This is a genomic window from Streptomyces atratus (assembly GCF_900119365.1).
Taxonomy (GTDB): Bacteria; Actinomycetota; Actinomycetes; order Streptomycetales; family Streptomycetaceae; genus Streptomyces; species Streptomyces atratus_B.
The window spans coordinates 59,206-76,924 of sequence record NZ_FPJO01000003.1; the positions used below are offsets into that span (position 1 = coordinate 59,206).

The 17,719-nt window shown below is 71.8% G+C and carries 10 protein-coding genes; 5 read left to right on the forward strand and 5 right to left on the reverse strand.

Annotated elements, in window-relative coordinates; all coding sequences use genetic code 11:
• Window positions 1–25 precede the first annotated feature (25 nt).
• Together fsxC and fxsT are read left to right on the forward strand one after the other, a co-directional pair.
• Window positions 26–1,381, forward strand: a complete 1,356-nt coding sequence (fsxC, locus tag BT364_RS07160) for an FxsC protein (RefSeq protein WP_256259638.1) — start codon at window positions 26–28, stop codon at window positions 1,379–1,381.
• Complete coding sequence (fxsT, locus tag BT364_RS07165; protein ID WP_072484270.1) at window positions 1,365–5,303, forward strand: FxSxx-COOH system tetratricopeptide repeat protein; 3,939 nt, start codon at window positions 1,365–1,367, stop codon at window positions 5,301–5,303. The genes fsxC and fxsT overlap by 17 nt, the downstream gene beginning before the upstream one ends.
• Window positions 5,304–5,357: 54 nt before the next feature.
• Here fxsT and BT364_RS07170 read toward each other — a convergent pair whose 3' ends face one another.
• From BT364_RS07170 to BT364_RS07185, 4 genes are all read right to left on the reverse strand, one after another.
• Window positions 5,358–6,233 carry an alpha/beta fold hydrolase gene (locus BT364_RS07170; RefSeq protein ID WP_072484271.1) on the reverse strand — a complete coding sequence of 292 codons (876 nt, stop codon included), beginning with the start codon at window positions 6,231–6,233 and terminating at the stop codon, window positions 5,358–5,360.
• Between the two features lie 367 nt (window positions 6,234–6,600).
• Window positions 6,601–7,845: a vWA domain-containing protein gene (locus tag BT364_RS07175; RefSeq protein WP_072484272.1), complete on the reverse strand. Its 1,245-nt coding sequence runs from the start codon at window positions 7,843–7,845 to the stop codon at window positions 6,601–6,603.
• Window positions 7,842–9,116, reverse strand: a complete 1,275-nt coding sequence (locus BT364_RS07180; protein WP_072484273.1) for an AAA family ATPase — start codon at window positions 9,114–9,116, stop codon at window positions 7,842–7,844. Before BT364_RS07180 ends, BT364_RS07175 begins: the two co-directional genes overlap by 4 nt.
• 50 nt (window positions 9,117–9,166) lie before the next feature.
• Window positions 9,167–10,573 carry a hypothetical protein gene (locus tag BT364_RS07185; protein WP_072484274.1) on the reverse strand — a complete coding sequence of 469 codons (1,407 nt, stop codon included), beginning with the start codon at window positions 10,571–10,573 and terminating at the stop codon, window positions 9,167–9,169.
• Between the two features lie 215 nt (window positions 10,574–10,788).
• Between BT364_RS07185 and BT364_RS07190 the strand changes: the two genes are divergently transcribed.
• The gene (locus BT364_RS07190) at window positions 10,789–11,877 is read left to right on the forward strand and encodes a hypothetical protein (protein ID WP_072484275.1); all 1,089 of its coding nucleotides are present in this window, start codon (window positions 10,789–10,791) and stop codon (window positions 11,875–11,877) included.
• An 18-nt stretch (window positions 11,878–11,895) separates the two neighbouring features.
• On the opposite strand, the gene BT364_RS07195 is transcribed toward BT364_RS07190, so the two are convergent.
• Window positions 11,896–12,933, reverse strand: coding sequence for an ABC-2 transporter permease (locus BT364_RS07195; protein ID WP_072484276.1), 1,038 nt, complete (start codon window positions 12,931–12,933; stop codon window positions 11,896–11,898).
• Window positions 12,934–13,123: 190 nt separating this feature from the next.
• Between BT364_RS07195 and BT364_RS07200 the strand changes: the two genes are divergently transcribed.
• Both BT364_RS07200 and BT364_RS07205 read left to right on the forward strand, forming a co-directional pair.
• On the forward strand, window positions 13,124–16,597 hold the full coding sequence (locus BT364_RS07200; protein WP_072484277.1) for a DNA polymerase III subunit alpha: 3,474 nt from the start codon (window positions 13,124–13,126) through the stop codon (window positions 16,595–16,597).
• Window positions 16,594–17,601, forward strand: coding sequence for a DNA polymerase Y family protein (locus BT364_RS07205; RefSeq protein ID WP_072484278.1), 1,008 nt, complete (start codon window positions 16,594–16,596; stop codon window positions 17,599–17,601). The genes BT364_RS07200 and BT364_RS07205 overlap by 4 nt, the downstream gene beginning before the upstream one ends.
• The last annotated feature ends 118 nt before the right edge of the window (window positions 17,602–17,719 follow it).

The window sequence follows — 17,719 nt, forward strand, 5'->3', positions numbered from 1 at the left end:
ATTCACTATCACTCCTCGGGTGCGGGTGCTCACACAGGACGGGGGTCGTGTGCACGCAACAACGCAGCAGCGAGCGGCGGACCATCGGCCGTACTTCTTCTTGAGTTATGCGCATACACCGGGGTACGGCGGTGGAACGGACCCCGACATGTGGGTCGAGCGGCTCTTCCAGGATCTCTGCGGCCATGTGATGGCCCTGACCGATCTCCCCGCGGGCGCGCCCGCGGGGTTCATCGACCGCGAGATACGCTCCGGCGAAGGCTGGTCGGAACGGCTCGGTGAGGCGCTCGCCACCTGCCGGGTGTTTGTTCCGCTGTTTTCGCCGCGCTACTTCGCGAGCGAGATGTGCGGCAAGGAGTGGTACGCCTTCGCCCAGCGCGCCATCCATCACCGGGCCCGTTCCAACCAGAACGCCGAGGCGATCGTCCCGGCGCTCTGGGTGCCCGTACCACCGATCCAGCTTCCGGGACCGGCCGAGCGATTACAGTTCAACCACCGTGACTTCGGCGACCGTTATGTCAGTGACGGGCTCTATGGGCTGATCAAACTCAAGATCTTCGAGGAAGAGTACGAGCGTGCGGTGTACGAACTCGCCAAGCGCATCGTCACAGTCGCCGACACCATAAGGCTCGGCACCGGCCGTCCCGTCGACTACCGGCTGGCCCCCAGCGCCTTCGGCCCGCCGAACAGCGGAGTGGGCGGACCCCGTCCCATGCAGGTGACCATCGCCGCCCCCACGAGGCACGACCTGCCCGAGGGACGCAACGCCGAGTACTACGGCGACAATCCGCAGGACTGGAACCCCTATCACCCGGCCGCTGCCCGCCCCCTGGCCTATGTTGCCCAGGACCTGGTGCGCTCCCTCAACTACCAGGTCACCGTCTCCTCCTTCGACGAGGAGTCCGGGCACTCGGAGGGCAAACAGCCCCCCAGCAGACCGGAGATCCTGCTCGTCGACCGCTGGGCCCTGCAGGACGAGGAGCGTCGAAGGCGGCTCGCCGCCTTCGACGCCGAGAACCGACCCTGGGTGACGATGGTCGTGCCGTGGAACCGCGATGACCCCGAAAGCAGGGCTTTCGAGGCCGAGTTGACCGAGAAACTCGAACAGACCATGCCGGCCAAGATGCGTCAGGGGCGGGCCTACTGCCGCGTCGCAGCCAAGGGCGTACCCAGCATGGACGCCTTCGGGCGGATCCTGCCGCAGGTGGTCGAAGCAGCGGCCCAGCAGTACTTGAGACATGCGGCGGTCTACCCGCCCGCCACTGGTGGCGGGCACACCGAACGGACACGGTTGATGGGGCCGATGGCGCAGATGAACGACATCCCCGAGACACACGACCCTGCGACGGATGCGGAGGACACGGATGACGGCCAGTCGTGACGGGCGCATCGTCACCTTCTACTCGTACAAGGGCGGCACCGGGCGCACCATGGCCCTGGCCAACACCGCCTGGATACTCGCCGCCAACGGAAAGCGGGTACTGGCCGTCGACTGGGACCTGGAGGCACCGGGGCTCCACCGGTTCTTCCACCCGTTCCTGGACCCGTCGACACTCGGCGCCACCACCGGAGTCATCGATCTGATCACCGAGTACGCGTGGGCCGCGACCAGCCCCGTCCAGCGCGCCGACGACTGGCACCGCGACTACGCCCGCATCCAGCCGCACGCCGTGTCGCTCACGCCCGAGACGCTCGGGTGGGAGTTCCCGCACGGCGGGACCCTCGACTTCGTCTCCGCCGGACGGCAGAACCGCGAGTACTCCGCGACCGTCTCCACCTTCGACTGGGACAACTTCTACGACCGGCTCGGCGGCGGCCACTTCTTCGACGCCCTGCGCGACGACATGAAGGCCAACTACGACTACGTCCTCATCGACAGCCGCACCGGCCTCAGCGACATCGCCGACATCTGCACCGTCCACCTGCCCGACGTCCTTGTCGACTGCTTCACCCTCAGCGACCAGTCGATCGATGGCGCCGCCTCCGTGGCCCGGCAGATCTCCGAGCGCTACACCGGCCGTCCCATCTCCATCTTCCCCGTCCCGATGCGCATCGACGAGGGCGAGAAGGAGAAGGCCGATGCCGGACGGGCACTGGCCCGGCTGAAGTTCGACCGGCTGCCACGCGATCTGTCCGGCGACGAACTCACCGCGTACTGGGGCGCGGTGGAGATTCCGTACCGCCCCTACTACGCGTACGAGGAGACCCTCGCGACCTTCGGCGACGAGGCGGGACTGACCAACTCCCTGCTCTCCGCCTTCGAGCGGCTCACCTCCGTCATCACCGACCAGCAGATCACCTCGATGCCGCCGGTCGGCGAAGAGGTGCGGCTGCGCATCCGTGACGCGTTCACCAGGCGCAGGCCCGCGCTGCCCGCCGATCTCTTCCTCAGCTACGTGGCGGAGAACCGAATGTGGGCCGACTGGATCGAATCCGTGCTCACCCGGGCCGGGTTCCGCGTCGTCCCGCGCGACGTGTCCGCGGAGCGGGAGACCGGGGAACCGGTGGAAATCACCACCGAGAACGCGACCCGCACCGTGGTGCTGCTCTCCAGCGCCTATCTCAAGTCGCAGCGCGCGGTGAACCTCTGGGACCGGGCCGTCGCGGAGGATCCCGGCGGCGGCCGGCGCCATCTGCTGCCGCTCAGGGTGGGTGACGTACGGCTCTCCGCGCCCTACATCGACCGCAACCCCGTCGATCTCTTCCGGCTCGACGAGGTGCACGCCACCGCCGCCCTGCTGCGCGCCCTGGACCGGCCCGTACAGCTCACCGACGCCGTGTCGCCCGGACCGCGCTTCCCGGGCACCGTACCCAGGATCTGGAACGCCCCACCGCGCAACCCCGGCTTCACCGGCCGCTCCCTGGTCCTGGAACGGATGCGCGACCAGCTCGGCGGCGGCATGGCCGTCGTGCTGCCGCAGCCGCAGACCCTGTACGGACTCGGCGGCGTCGGCAAGACCCAGGTCGCCCTGGAGTACGTACACCGCTTCATGGCCGACTACGACCTGGTCTGGTGGATATCGTCCGAGCAGACCGACGACGTGGTGGCCGCGCTCGCCGAGCTCGCGGTCCGGCTGGGCGCCCAGGGCGGCGACGACATGGCGGCATCCTCCCAGGAGGCCGTCGACCTGCTGCGGCGCGGTGTGCCCTCGGACCGCTGGCTGCTGGTCTTCGACAACGCCGACGATCCCGAACGGCTCCGGCGCTACTTCCCGCAGGGGGGTTCCGGCCACATCCTGGTCACTTCGCGGAACCAGGCCTGGTCCCAGCACGGCGACGCGCTGCCCGTCGACGTCTTCCTGCGTGAGGAGTCCATCGAACACCTTCAGCGCAGGGCCCCGGGGCTGAGCGACGAGGACGCCGCCCAGGTGGCCACCGCGGTCGGTGACCTGCCGCTGGCCGTCGAGCAGGCGGCGGCCTGGATCGCGGAGACCGCCACCCCGATCGACACCTATCTGGAACAGCTGGCCCGGCAGGCCCCGGAGGTCCTGGCGCTCAACCAGCCGGCCGGATACCCGGAGCCGGTCGCCGCGACCTGGAACATCTCCATCCAACGGCTCAAGGAGCGCTCGCCCGCCGCGGTGCGGCTGCTCCAGCTCTGCGCCTTCTTCGCCCCCGAGCCGATCTCCGGGAACCTCCTGTACAGCAAGGAGATGATCGATGCGCTGAAGCCGTACGACGCTTCGCTCCAGGAGAAGCTGGTGCTGGGCCGGGTCATCCGGGAGATCGGCCGGTTCGCCCTCGCCAAGGTGGACCAGGTATCCAACTCCATCCAGGTGCACCGGCTCGTCCAGGCCGTCATCCGGGCGCAGCTCACCGAGGAGGAACAGCAGGACGCCCGGCACGCCGTCCACCGCATCCTGGCGGGTGCCCGGCCCGACGACGAGAACGAGCCGATCGACAACCCCGCGAGCTGGCCGCAGTTCGCCACGATCTGGCCGCACCTCGGCCCGTCGGATGCCCGCAACTGCAAGGAGCCCGAGGCCCGCAGGCTGCTGATCGACCGGGTTCGCTATCTCTGGAAGCGAGGTGACTTCAGGACCGCCGCCGCTCTCGGTGAGGAACTGCGTGCCCTCTGGAAGGAGACGCTGGGGGAGCGGGACATCCAGTACCTCTACCTCTGTTTCCACCTCGCCAACGTCTACCGTTCGCGCGGCCGTTACGTGGAAGCGAGGGAGCTCGACGAGATCACCCTGGCGATGCAGCAGGAGGTCCTGGGCCCGGAGCACCCGCACACGTACATGAGCACCAGCAGCCTGGCGACCGACCTCGGCACGCTGGGTGAGTACACCAGGGCGATCGAGCTGGCGACGGAGGCGACCGACGGGTTCAACCAGATCTTCCACGACTCGCACCCGAGGACCCTGGCGGCGGCCAACAACCTGGCGTTCACCCTGCGGTCCATCGGGCAGTACGCCAAGGCCAGGGAGATCGACCAGGACGTCTTCGACAAGCGGGTCGAGGTGCTCGGCGCGGAGCATCCCTACAGCCTCTCCTCGGCCATGAATCTGGCCCGCGACCTGCGTGACGTCGGGCGGTACGAGGACGCGGTCGGCATCCTCAGCCGCACGTACGACAGCTACAAGGCGACGCTCGGCCGGGCCTTCCCCGGCACGCTGAGCGCGGCGAAGAGCCTGGCGGTGTCGCTGCGCCGGGCGGGCAGACTGGAGGACGCCCGCAGGCTCACCGCGGCCACCCGTGCCAGGTACCGGGCCAAGTACACCGCCGCCAACCCGGAGTCACTGGCCTGTGACCTCAACATGGCCGCCGACCTGTACGCGGCAGGCGAGGCGACCGAGGCCAGGGACACCGCGCAGGAGGTCGTCGACCAGTACATGAAGGTGCCGGGGGAGAAACACCCGTACACCTTGGCCGCCCTGAACAACCTCGGCGTGTACCAGCTGGGGGCCGGCGAGGTGGAGGAGTCGGAACGGGTGCTGACCCGGGTGGTCGCTTCGATGCGCGAGGTGTACGGGCCGGAGCACCCCAACACCCTGTTCTGCGTGATGAACCTGGCCAACGCGACGGCCGAGACGGGCAATCTCGACATCGTGCTGGAGACCGAACGGAAGGTGGCCGGACAGCTCAGGCGCGTCCTCGGGGCGCACCACCCGGAGACGCTGGCCATGATGTCGAACATGGCGGTCACGCTCGACGCGATGGGACGCAAGGACGAGGCGATACGGCTGCGGGCGGAAACGGTCGAGGAGCTGTCCCGGCAGCTCGGCGAGGACCACCCGATGAGCCGGATCGCCCGGGACGAGCGCCGGTTCGAGCGTGAACTGGAACCGATGGCGGTATGAGTCCGAGGAGCGTCCGGCCGCCGCCGGACGCTCCTTCGCCTGCCCGCCCGTCGCTCAGCAGGCGGGCGGGTCCAGCAGCCAGTTCAGGATCCTGGGCAGTGCGTGCAGGGCGTCGAAGTGCGCTGCCGCCGGTTCCACCACGACGGTGGAGTTCGGGATGCGTTCGGCCAGCCAGCGGGAGTGGCCCACCGGGGAGAACACGTCCTTCTCGCCGTGCCACAGCATCACGGGACCCGTGATGTCCGCGGGGTCGAACCCCCACGGATTGCTGAACGCGATCGCGTCGTCGATCCAGCCCCAGGCGGAAGTGCGCAGCCCCTCACGGTAGTTGCGCAGCAGCATGGTGCGGACCCCGGCGTCGTTGACCACCATCCGGTCGGATTCGGTCAGCTCCTGGCGCAGATCGTCGATGAGCCGGACCGGGTTCTTCCTGATCACCGCGGACCGCGAGATGAACGACTCCGCGAGCCCGTCCGGATCGGCCGCAGCGGTGGAGTACGCCAGCACATTGGAGGCGGCCATCCCGTCGAACCAGTCGAGACCGTCGGCCCCCCACGGGGCCAGTCCGACCAGCGCGGCGGTACGGGTCACCCGCTCGGGCATCAGCGCCGCGCAGGCCAGGGCGTGCGGGGCGCCACCGGAACGGCCCACCACGGCGAAGCGATCGAGACCGAGGTGGTCCGCGATGGCCCGCACGTCCTGCACGGCATCGGCGACACAGCGGCCCGGCAGCCGGTCGGACTCGCCGTAGCCCGGCCGGTCGTAGGTGATCAGCTGGGTCTTGCGCTGGTACAGGACCATGCCGCGCGGAGCCGGACCGAGCCTGCTGCCGGGCATTCCGTGCAGCAGGAATACCGGTCTGCCACGGGGATCCCCGAGACGCTCCACCACCAGATGCCGCCCGTCCACCGCGCGCACCCGACTACGCACTTGGCGCCTCCTCCGTATGGTGCGGGCACCGCGTGCCCGACTTTTCCCACCCGATGTGATGATGGCTCATCAGAGCCCTTACCGGGATGGTGTGTTGGGAAACCGCAAGAGGTGTTCGGGGCGCGCTCGATATTCCACCGCACCATGTCCGCCGGTGGCTGACCCTGCGGACAGCCGGCTGCGACCTGCGGGGTACTGAGCGCCCACGAGGTGCCGCTGCTCCGGCTGTTCCCGTTGGTGCCGCTGCCGGAGGACCCGCCCTGGGCAGTGGGGGGCGGCAGGGCCGTCGGACGAATCGGCGGAACCCGCAGGCCGACACCAGGGGCAGTCCTGGCAGTACGACCGGTCAGCGGCGTCGGTCGTGGGTTCACCGCCTGCCGGGAGCCGCCCCGATGACCACCGTGCGCGCCCACTCGGGCGGGGAGCCCGGGACGTAGTAGGGATCGTCCTCGTCCCACACCCGGGGGAACAGGCCCACCACCGTCCGGCACGACGGCTGTGCACTCGGCCACGGGGTCTGGCCGTCGGTCAGGACCACGACGACATCGGGTCGCGGCTGCAAGCGGAGGGCCCTGGCGAAGCCCGAGCGCAGGTCCGTGCCCCCGCCGCCGACCAGCGGGATTCCCTCGGCACGGCACAGCGGATGCGCGACCCGGGCCGCCGCGTCGCACGGGAGGACGGTGACCAGGTCGCGGCGGCCGCCGACGGCGCGGGAGATCCCGGCGACCTCCAGGAGCGCGCTGCCCAGTTCGGTGTCACTGACCGAAGCGGACGTGTCGATGACCACGGCGACCCGGGGCGGTGTGCGTCTCAGGCTCGGCAGAACGGCGCCGGGCACACCGGCCGAGCGCCGTGACGGTCGGCCGTACGTGTAGTCATCGCCCGCGCCGGACCCGGAGGCGGCCGAGCGTACCGCCGCGCCCAGCAGCTCCCGCCACGGCTGCGGCGGGTGGAACGCCTCCTCCGCCCACCGCTTCCACCCCTTCGAGGCGTTGCCCGGACGGCCGGTGATGCCCTGCGCCACCCGGAACCGGACCGCGTCCCGTTCCTGCTCGCTGAGGCCGTGTGCGCCGTCCGGCCCGAGGTCCCACTCCCGCTCCAGCCCGTCGGCGCCACTGCCGCAGTCCAGCCAGGCCAGGTCCTGTGTATGCGGCCCGAGCCGGAACTGACGCAGATAGTCCTCCATGAGCTGCCCCTCGGGGAGCCCCAGGGAGGCCGGATCGACGGCGCCCTCCGGCCGGGCCAGGCCCTCGCCGAACACGTCGTCGTTGATCTCGCAGTCGGCGGCGATGTTCATCCGCAGCCGTTCCGCGGGGCCGGTCAGCCCGCGCTCCCGCGCGACCCGGTCGCTGCGCCCGTGGTGGTCGCGCAGCAGGTGCGACACCTCGTGCACCCAGACCCCGGCCAGTTCCTCCACCGGGGTCCTGTCCACGAAACCGGGCGAGACATAGCACCGCCAGTGCCGGTCGACGGCCATCGTCGGTACCCGCCGTGACTCCACGACCCCCAGGGCGAACAGGGCCGTCGCCAAGTAGGGGCGGGCCCGGACGGCTTGCAGCCGGGCGGCGAAGAGCTTGTCGAGGTCGAGCGCCCCCGGCTCGTCGGGTGTCATCGGCCGGCCCTCGCGGCGACCGCTTCCCGGTCCGCCGTCCGGGCCGCCGCCCGGTCCGCCCGCCGGGACAGGGACACCGCTCCGGCGAGCTGCTCGATCGACGCCGGGACGTCCCAGTCCTCCCGGCGCAGCGAGGCGAGCGTGGTCGCGGGGACGACCACCACGTCCGGGGCCCCGGTCTCCAGCGCCCGGACCAGGAGCGCCCATGCCGCGTCCCAGCGGGACTTCTCCGGGCGGTTGCGGACCGCCGCCACCACACCGTCGAGCACGGCCTGCCGCAGATCCCCGCGCTCGGGCAGGTCGGCCCCCGCCGGGTCGGCGAGCAGCGTCTCGGGGTCCGGCAGGTCCATCCGGTCCAGGCTCGCCAGCAGCTCCAGCCCCGGACCGTCCCCCACGGTGCCCCTGACCAGCTGGGAGAGTACGTCTCTGGAGGAGCCGGCCGCGGTCGCGAACGCGATCAGGGACAGCGTCATGTCCCAGCTCCGGGGCGACGGCCAGGGGCCGCCCCGGCGCGTCTCGTTGCCGGGCAGCCGGTGCACGAGCGCCGGGCGGGCGGTGAGGAGCCCGCACACCGCGCGGCGGGCGAAGTCCACGGCCTCCGGCAGCCGTTCGGGGGCGAGCCGGGGCAAGGTCGCCCTGGGCCAGGTCCCGCCGAGGCCGCGCACCACGACCTCGTGGTCGTGGGTCCACTGGAGGTGTACGAACCGGTTGGCCAGCGGCGGACTCAGCTCCCAGCCGTCGGCCGCCGAGGAGCGCGGATTGGCGGCGGCCACGATCCGGACGCCGGGCGGCAGTCGCAGGGCGCCGATCCGCCGTTCCAGTACGAGCCGGAGCAGGGCGGCCTGAACGGCCGGCGGCGCGGTGGACAGCTCGTCCAGGAACAGCAGCCCCCGGCCGGCCCGCACCAGGCGCACCGCCCAGTCCGGCGGCGCCATCGGGACGCCCTGTTCGGCGGGATCGTCCCCGACGATGGGCAGCCCCGAGAAGTCGGACGGCTCATGGACGCTGGCGATGACCGTGGTCAGCGGAAGGTCCAGGGAGGCGGCGAGCTGGGTGAGGGCGGCGGTCTTGCCGATGCCGGGCTCGCCCCACAGGAGTACGGGCAGATCGGCGGCCACGGCCAGGGTCAGGGCCTCCAGCTGGGTGTCGGGGCGGGGTTCGGTGGTGGTGTCGCGCAGCAGAGCCGTCAGCTCACCGGCGATGTCGAGCTGGGAGACGGGGTCCCGGCCGGCGGGAGCTTCGGGCATGACGAAAGGGGTGCGTACAGGCATGGGTGATCACCTTTGGGTCGTGGTGAGCGTGCAGAGGTCGGGGGACCGGGTCAGCGACGGACCGCGTGGCGCGGGTGCGAGCGGCGGTGGGCGGGGCGGCTGCGGTACGGGTGGAGGCGGTCGGGTCCTTCGACCAGGCCGGCCCGGAACAGCCCGTAGGTGATCCGCTGCCGCGCGGCCGCCTCCAGCTCGTCCCGCAGTTCGCCGCTGCGCAGCAGTGCGCCGGGGCCCAGCAGGCCCTCGACGACGGCCAGCGCACCGGCGATGTCGCCGTGGTCCAGGCGTTCGCGTACACCGGTGAGGCAGTCCGGACGGCGGTGCGCCTCGTCGATGGCCTGGAGGCAGGGCAGCGGGGTGCCGGTCAGCGCGACCAGCAGTTCCTCGCGGCGGATCTCGTCCGGGTCGTGGTCGAGCGGGGCCAGCACCCCGTCTACCAGGCCGATCCGGTGCTGGGCGCCCCGGCATTCCACGAGGCGTGGCTGTCCTGCCCGGTCCGGAGGCCGTGCCGGGCCGGCCGGTGGACGGTCCGGTGCCAGCGCCGCGGCGACCAGCGGATGCAGCCGGCCGGCCTCGATCGCACCGGTACGGAGCAGATCGAGGTCCGGCAGCACCCAGGTCGCCGCGTCGGGCAGGACGGGCGGGGCAAAGGTGCCGCCGTCCGTGGCCGAGGAAGCGGACGCGACCCGCAGCGCGGGCGGCCCGGAGCCGTCCCCGTCCGGGGCCAGATCCAGGAGCAGCCGGTGTCCGGCCCCGAACCGCACGGCGACGGTACCGTCGGTCCGTCCCTCGGCCCGGAGCAGGATCCCCGCCTCGGCCGCCCACCGGTCGACGGCGCAGCGGCGCCCCGGCGGCACCGTCTCCAGTACCTCCGAAGGCACCGGGGGACGGCCGTCGGCGGCCGGCCCGTCGGACCCGGACCGGATCCGCAGCTCACCGGCCCTGCGCGCGTCCCACAGATGGCGGTGCAGGTCCAGGCGGAACCGAGAGTTCGGGCGGTGGTGCGGATAGCGGCGGGCATCGGCCCCGGAGTCGGATCCGTCCCACAGCGCGAGCCCGATCCGCTGACCGGCATCCGCCCAGGCAGGCGGAGTCCGCACCACCAGGTGCACCGGGCGCACACCGCCGGGCCCCTCGGTGTCGTACCGGGCCAGAGAGATTGTCAGGCCCGGACGCAGCAGTCCGCGAGGGGCGATCCTCGGCATGTGCCAGCGCAGCAGGTCAGGAGCCAGATGGCGCAGATCGTCCCGGATCCGGGACGCGAGTTCCCGGCCGTGGGTGCGTGCCACGGACCGTGGATTGAGATCGACGTCGACGCCTGCGGCGGCACAGGCCCCCGACCAGTCGCCGGCATGACGGCGGGCGGTCGCGGTCTCGATCATGGAGGGCGCCACGGCGAACTCTCGCACGCGCAGCCAGAAGGAAAGGCGGGAATCCTCGTTCGCGGTCTGAGTGAGCATCAGCACTCACCTTGCGCGGACGGGTCCCCCGATCTGATATCGAAGTGAGTTGTCATCGCTGGCAGCGTAGTTCCTCCTTCCCCGATCCGCCAGGTGCTTCTGCCGGGGCGTACGGGCGCGAATCGGTATTCGCTGTGAACTGTGCGAACGAAGCGCATGCTTCAATATCTGCACTGGTGGGGTGGATCGTGTGAATTGTTCGGGGGAGGGGCCTCATGGCCGAATCGGATCACCGGCTGGTGCAGACCGCGGTCATAGGCAGTGCCACATCGGGTCTGGGCATCGTCCTGCCGCAGGAGGCCGACGAGCTCCGGCGTCTGCGGCGGCGGCATCCGACGTACACCTACTGGTGCGGCACCCAGCTCGGCGGTTGCGGCAACAAGTTGTCCGACCGGCTCTGTGCGGACAAGGTCTGCCACTTCGCCCACGCGCCGAATGCCTCCTGCCACCGCAAGGCCAACGGCGCGAACAGCGCGGACCACCTCTTCATCAAGCAGGACCTCGCCCGCTGGGCCCGCGGGAGCGGTGTCGACGCGCGGGCCGTACTGCGTGATCTGGGTTCGGGTCCGGGCGACGCCGTCGACTTCCGGGTCCGTGGCAGCCGGCAGCGGGTGCGCTTCCAGTTCCGGAGGCTGACGCACCCCCAATGGCGTTCCGCGGGCGAGGAGTTGGAGCGCGATGCGGCGAGCCTGGACTGGGTCTTCGGGCCGGGTTCCGCCCACCCGGAAACCGTGGCGGAGATGTACGGGAGGTTCGGCCACGTACTCCGCTTCCGTTTCGAGACCGAGGGTGTGGCGCGGCGTATCCGGATCAGGGCGGAGGAGGCGCGGAGCAGTACCGACTGGGTGCCGCTCGACGCCTGCGCGATGACGCCTGAGGGCCTGCGGGTTCCGGGTGTGGAGAGGCGAAGGCGCACGAGCCGCCCCGTCGTGGCGCCGCGGACTCCGCCGGGCGGTGCTGCCCCTGCCCGAGTGCCCGTTGCTCCGGGTGCTCGGGCGTCCGTCGCTCCCGGGCGGGGCTCTTCGGCGGACGCTCCCGATCGGCGGGCCGACGCCGGTGCGGGCGCCAGCCCGCTCGTGCGGAAGGTCCAACGCCTGGTGGAGGAGCTGAACGTGCTCGCGGCGCCGGCGGAGGCCGACATACGGATGAAGGCCGAGCGGCTGGACCGCGAGGCGGCGTCGTGGGCCGTGCGGTACGGGCGGCTGACGAGCTCGGACTTCTGGTCCGGCAAGGCCACGAAGGTCGCAGCCCAGGGAGATTCGCTGGCCGGCCGGCTGGAGAAGCTGGCGCAGCACCTGAAATGACGCGCCCGCGAGGCCCGGTCAGGCGGGATTCGAGCCGAACGGCGGCCGTTCGCCGGTGAGTTCCTCCGGTTTGCGGCGCATGGCGACCAGGAGTGTGACGGCCGTGCCCACCACCGCCCACGCGGACAGCACCAGCAGGGGGCCGGTGACCGCGTTGCCCTTGAAGTAGGCGATCGAGCGCGCCACCCAGGTACCCGCCCCGGGCGGCAGTGCGGGACCGATCGCCCGCCAGAAGTCCGGGATCATCGGCAGCGGGTAGGCGCCGCCGGCGCTCGGGTTGCCCGCGATCACCACGATCAGGACGGCCAGGCCGATGCCGACGATGCCGGTGAGGGCCTGGAGGGCGAGGGTGATCATGCCGACCGCGAAGACGGTCAGCGCGCCCAGGCCCGACAGGCCCCAGAAACTTCCGGGCAGGGCGCCGAGGATCGGGCCGATGATGATCGCGCCGCCGATTCCGCCCACGATCGAGTACAGCGCCATGACGCCGGTCCGGATCACCGCGCGCTGACGGTTGGCGGGCTTGGTGCCCGCGCTGATCGCCAGGATCGAGGCGCAGAGGTAGCCGCCGACGCACCAGCCCACGACCAGGTAGAACGAGGAGATCCCGTTGAAGTCCTGGTCGGAGGCGGGGGCCAGGTCCACGGTCCGTACGGTGCGCTGCTGGGTCCGGTCGACCTCCGTGATGATCTTCGTCAGGCTGGTGGCCAGCGAGGTGCCGCTGCCGGAGGCGACCAGCAGGGTGTCGGTCGTGCCCTGAGGGCTGACGATCAGGGCACCGTCGATCTCGCGGTCGAGGATCTGCTCCCGGGCCGTGGCCGCGTCGGCGACCGTGCGGGGGTCCAGCGGGCCTCCGGGGAGGTCCTTCAGCTCGGTGAGGAGCCGCGCGGAAATCTGCTGGGGCGCGACGAGGCCGAAGGGTACGTCCGTCGGCTTCGGTCTGTGCAGCGCCCCGACGTAGGACGCGATGAACAGCAGCTGCAGTCCGAGCACACCGATGACGAGCAGTGCGGCCCGTGGAGTGACGGCGTTCTTCACCTCGTCAGCGAAAGTCATGTCCCCACGCTCCGGGGCGTCGGCCGTTCGTGCAGTCGGGGCTGGACCGAATGGCTGACGGGACCCCTTGCCGATCACCGGCCCGGGTCCGGGCGGCCGTTCCGCGCTCCGGGTATCGTACGAATGTTCGAAACTTGGTCTATGGTGGAGAGCGAGGGGGTGATGAGTACGGTCGGTTCAGGAGGTGCGGGTGCCCGGGTTCACGCATCTGCATACCGTTTCCGGGTTCTCCCTGCGGTACGGGGCATCGCACCCGGAGCGGCTGGCGGAGCGCGCCGCCCAGCGGGGGATGGACGCTCTGGCCCTGACCGACCGGGACACGCTCGCGGGCGCGGTCCGCTTCGCCAAGGCCTGTGAGGGCGCCGGAGTGCGGCCGCTCTTCGGGGTGGAGCTCGCGGTGGATTCCGCGGCGGCGGAGCATACGAGAGAGGGCGGGCGTACGCATCGGCTGCGGACCCCGGTCCGCGGCGGCGCCTTCGTCGACGAATCCGCACCCCGGGCCACCTTCCTCGCCCGGGACGGCGCCCGGGGCTGGGCGGAGCTGTGCCGTCTCGTCACCGCCGCCCACGGCCCCGCGCCCGACAGTGCGGGGCAGCCTCTGGTCGGCCGGTCCGAACTGCCCGCCGAAGGGCTCACCGTGCTGCTCGGCCCCGCCTCCGACGTCGGCAGGGCACTGACCGCCGGCCGCCCGGACCGGGCCGCCGCGCTGCTCGCCGGCTGGCGGGAGATCTACGGCGACGACCTGCGCCTCGAAGCCGTCCACCACGGCCGCGAGGGCACCGGGCCCGGATCGCTGCGGCTCGCCGCCCGTACCGTCGGCTTCGCCGCCGAGCAGGGAGTGCGGGCCGTGCTGACCAACGCCGTCCGGTACGCCGACGCCGGGCAGGGCCCGGTCGCCGACGTACTCGACGCAGCCCGCCGGCTGGTGCCCGTCGACCCCCGCCGCGCCCCGCTCGACAGCGGGGAGCGCTGGCTGAAGGACGCCCGCGCGATGGCGGAGACCGCCGGGCGGATCGCCTCGGCCGCCGGTCTCGGCCGGGATGCCGGGGAGCGGCTGCTCGTGGAGACCCGGCGCACCGCCGACGCCTGCGTCGTCGGCCCCGAGGGCGACCTCGGCCTCGGCTCCGTCCACTTCCCCGAACCGGAGCTCGTCGGCGCCGGGCGGCGCACCGCCCAGCGGGTGCTGGCCTCCCGCGCCGCCGCCGGCATGGTGCTGCGCGGCTACGACCGCAGGCGCGACTACTGGGAGCGGATGCACCAGGAGCTGGACATCATCGCCCACCACGGCTTCGCCTCTTACTTCCTGACGGTTGCTCAAGTAGTCGATGACGTAAGGGCGATGAAGGTACGGGTCGCCGCCCGGGGCTCCGGCGCGGGCTCCCTGGTCAACCACCTTCTCGGGATCGCGCACGCCGATCCGGTCGAGCACGGGCTGCTGATGGAGCGCTTCCTGTCCAGGCGCCGCTTCGTGCTGCCCGACATCGACATCGACGTGGAGTCCGCCCGCAGGCTCGACGTCTACCGCGCGATCATCGGACGCTTCGGCACCGAACGGGTCGCGACCGTCGCCATGCCCGAGACCTACCGGGTGCGCCACGCCATCCGGGACGTGGGCGCCGCGCTCTCCATGAACCCGGCCGAGACCGACCGGCTCGCCAAGGCCTTCCCGCACATCCGGGCCCGCGACGCCCGCGCGGCCATGGAGGAGCTGCCCGAACTGCGTGAAGTGGCACGGGAGAAGGGCCGGTACGGACGGCTCTGGGAGCTGGTGGAGGCGCTGGACGGGCTGCCGCGCGGCATCGCCATGCACCCGTGCGGGGTCCTCCTCTCGGACGCCACGCTGCTGCGCCGCACCCCCACCGTGCCCACCAGCGGTGACGGCTTCCCGATGGTGCAGTTCGACAAGGAGGACGTGGAGGACCTGGGGCTGCTCAAGCTCGATGTGCTGGGTGTGCGGATGCAGTCGGCGATGGCGCACGCGGTCGCGGAGATCGGGCGGGCCTCGGGGCAGGACGTGGACCTGGACGCGGTGGAGCCGGACGACCCGGAGACGTACCGGCTGATCAGGAGCGCCGAGACGCTGGGCTGCTTCCAGATCGAGTCGCCGGGCCAGCGCGACCTGGTCGGCAGGCTCCAGCCGGCCGGCTTCCACGATCTGGTGGTCGACATCTCGCTGTTCCGCCCCGGGCCGGTCGCCGCCGACATGGTCCGGCCGTTCATCGAGGCCCGGCACGGCCGGACCCCCGCGCGCTACCCGCACCCCGATCTGGAAGGACCGCTGCGCGAGACGTACGGAGTGGTCGTCTTCCACGAGCAGATCATCGAGATGGTCGACATCATGACCGGCTGCGGCCGGGACGAGGCCGACCGGGTGCGGCGCGGGCTCTGTGACCCCGAATCGCAGGGCCGGATCAAGGTGTGGTTCGCGCAGCGGGCGGCGGAGAAGAAGTACGGCGCCGAGGTGATCGCCCGGACCTGGGAGATCATCGAGGCGTTCGGCAGTTACGGCTTCTGCAAGGCGCACGCGGTGGCCTTCGCCGTGCCGACGTACCAGTCGGCCTGGCTCAAGGCGCACCACCCGGCGGCCTTCTACGCCGGGCTGCTCACCCATGACCCCGGGATGTACCCGAAGCGGCTGCTGCTCGCGGACGCGCGCCGGCGCGGGGTGCCGGTGCTGGGACTGGACGTGAACCGGTCGTCGGCCACCCATCGAATCGAACTGGTGTCCGATGATGAGAAAGGGAAGGGCATCTGGGGGGTGCGGCTCGCGCTCTCGGACGTCCATGGCATCGGCGAGGCCGAGGTCGCCCGGATCGAGGCCGGACAGCCCTACGCCTCGCTGCTGGACTTCTGGCAGCGGGCCAGGCCGGGCAGACCGGCCGCCGAACGGCTGGCCCGGGTGGGCGCGTTGGACGCGTTCGGCACCAACCGGCGCGATCTGCTGCTGCACCTGTCCGAACTGCACCGCGCCCAGCGGGGCACGGGCTCCGGCGGCTCCGGCGCACAGCTCCCCCTCGGCGGCGGGCACCGGACCGGCTCCACAGGTCTGCCCGACCTCAACGACGCGGAACGGCTCAGTGCCGAGCTGGGCGTCCTGAGCATGGATGTCTCCCGCCATCTGATGGACGATCACCAGGCCTTCCTGGAGGAGCTGGGCGCGGTCTCCGCCAAGCGGCTGCGCGAGGCACGGCACGGCGAGACCGTGCTGGTCGCGGGCGCCAAGGCGGCCACCCAGACCCCGCCGGTCCGCTCCGGCCGCCGGGTCGTCTTCACCACCCTGGACGACGGTACGGGCCTGGTCGACCTGGCCTTCTTCGACGACAGCCACGCCGCCTGCGCGCACACCGTCTTCCACTCCTGGCTGCTGCTGGTGCGCGGAGTGGTGCAGCGGCGCGGACCGCGGAGCCTGAGCGTGGTCGGCTCGGCCGCCTGGAACCTGGCGGAGCTGGCCGAGCTGCGGCGTACCGGCGGACTCGACGCGGTCGCGGACCGGCTGGCGGCGCAGCCCCCGGCCGAGGACGCTCCCGGCGACGGTGACAACGGCCGCCGCATCCAGCTGCCGACGGGGTACGAGATGAACCCCTGGTCCGACCTCCAGCCGCCCGGCGAGGGCGTCGCCACCGGCAGGAAGCTGTGGCACCAGAGCCCGGGGAGCGCGGGATGAGCACCGCACCCGACGCACCGGGAATCCTGTACCTGCGGTTCCGCAAGATCGGCGGCGGCCTCCCGGACGGCGCCGGTTACGAGGGGCTGCTCGCCCTGCTCGGCGCGTTCACCCCGGTGGTCGAGGCGGTCCCGCCCGACGGGGCGCTCGCCGATGTGCGCGGCGCGCTGCGCTACTTCGGGCGGGACGCGAGGGGGCTGGCCTCGGTGATCCGGATCCGCGCGCTCGCCCTGCACGGCGTGGACTGCGCGATCGGGGCGGCGGAGAACCCGATGCTGGCCCGGATGGCGGCACGGCAGGCCGCACCCGGGGCGACCTTCGTGGTGCCCGGCGGCGGGGGAGCGGAGTTCCTCGCGGACCGGCCGGCCGCGGCGCTGGACGGTGTCGGTGCGGCGACGGCCCGCACCCTGTGCGGATACGGGCTCGACTCCGTCGGCCGGATCGCGGCGGCCCCGCTCGGCACCCTGCAGCGGATCACCGGCGTACGGACCGGACGCGAACTGTGGGAGCGGGCGCGCGGCATCGACCGTACGGCGGTCGTGCCGGGCTCCGCGGCCCGGTCGATCGCAGCCGAACGCTCCTTCCCGCGCGACGAGCTGGACCGGGAACGGCAGCGCCGCGCACTCATGTCGCTCGCCGAGGAGCTGGGGGCCAGGATGCGCGGGGACGGCCAGGTCTGCCGCGGCCTAGCGGTCTTTGTGCGCTACGCCGACCGCACCGGATACTCGACGCTGACCCGCAGCCGTACGCTCCGGGAACCCACCGCCCACTCCGCGGCGCTCACCGCACTCGCGTACCGGATCCATGATTCGTTCGCCCTGCAACGGGCCCGGGTGCGGGGGATCGGGTTGCGCGCCGAGGGGCTGACGGACGGCGAGCGGGCCACGCACCAGCTCTCCTTCGACCCGGTGGACGAACGGGCGCGCCGGATCGAGGCGGTGGCGGACCGGCTGCGGGCCAGGTACGGCCCACGGGCCGTGATGCCGGGGCGGCTCGCTGCCTGAACCCTCCCCAGGGTTACTCCGATTGATGGTTCGTCACTTTTTACCGACGCGTAACTTCCCACGCCACCTTACTCGCGCGTAATTTGACCCGGGAACACAGAAGAACCAGCAGTCAGAA

Excerpts from the sequence above, each read along its gene's own strand:
- fxsT (WP_072484270.1), top strand. The coding sequence starts at position 1,365 with ATGACGGCCAGTCGTGACGGGCGCATCGTCACCTTCTACTCGTACAAG.
- BT364_RS07175 (WP_072484272.1), bottom strand. The coding sequence starts at position 7,845 with ATGACACCCGACGAGCCGGGGGCGCTCGACCTCGACAAGCTCTTCGCC.
- BT364_RS07180 (WP_072484273.1), bottom strand. The coding sequence starts at position 9,116 with ATGCCTGTACGCACCCCTTTCGTCATGCCCGAAGCTCCCGCCGGCCGG.
- BT364_RS07185 (WP_072484274.1), bottom strand. The coding sequence starts at position 10,573 with ATGCTCACTCAGACCGCGAACGAGGATTCCCGCCTTTCCTTCTGGCTG.
- BT364_RS07190 (WP_072484275.1), top strand. The coding sequence starts at position 10,789 with ATGGCCGAATCGGATCACCGGCTGGTGCAGACCGCGGTCATAGGCAGT.
- BT364_RS07195 (WP_072484276.1), bottom strand. The coding sequence starts at position 12,933 with ATGACTTTCGCTGACGAGGTGAAGAACGCCGTCACTCCACGGGCCGCA.
- BT364_RS07205 (WP_072484278.1), top strand. The coding sequence starts at position 16,594 with ATGAGCACCGCACCCGACGCACCGGGAATCCTGTACCTGCGGTTCCGC.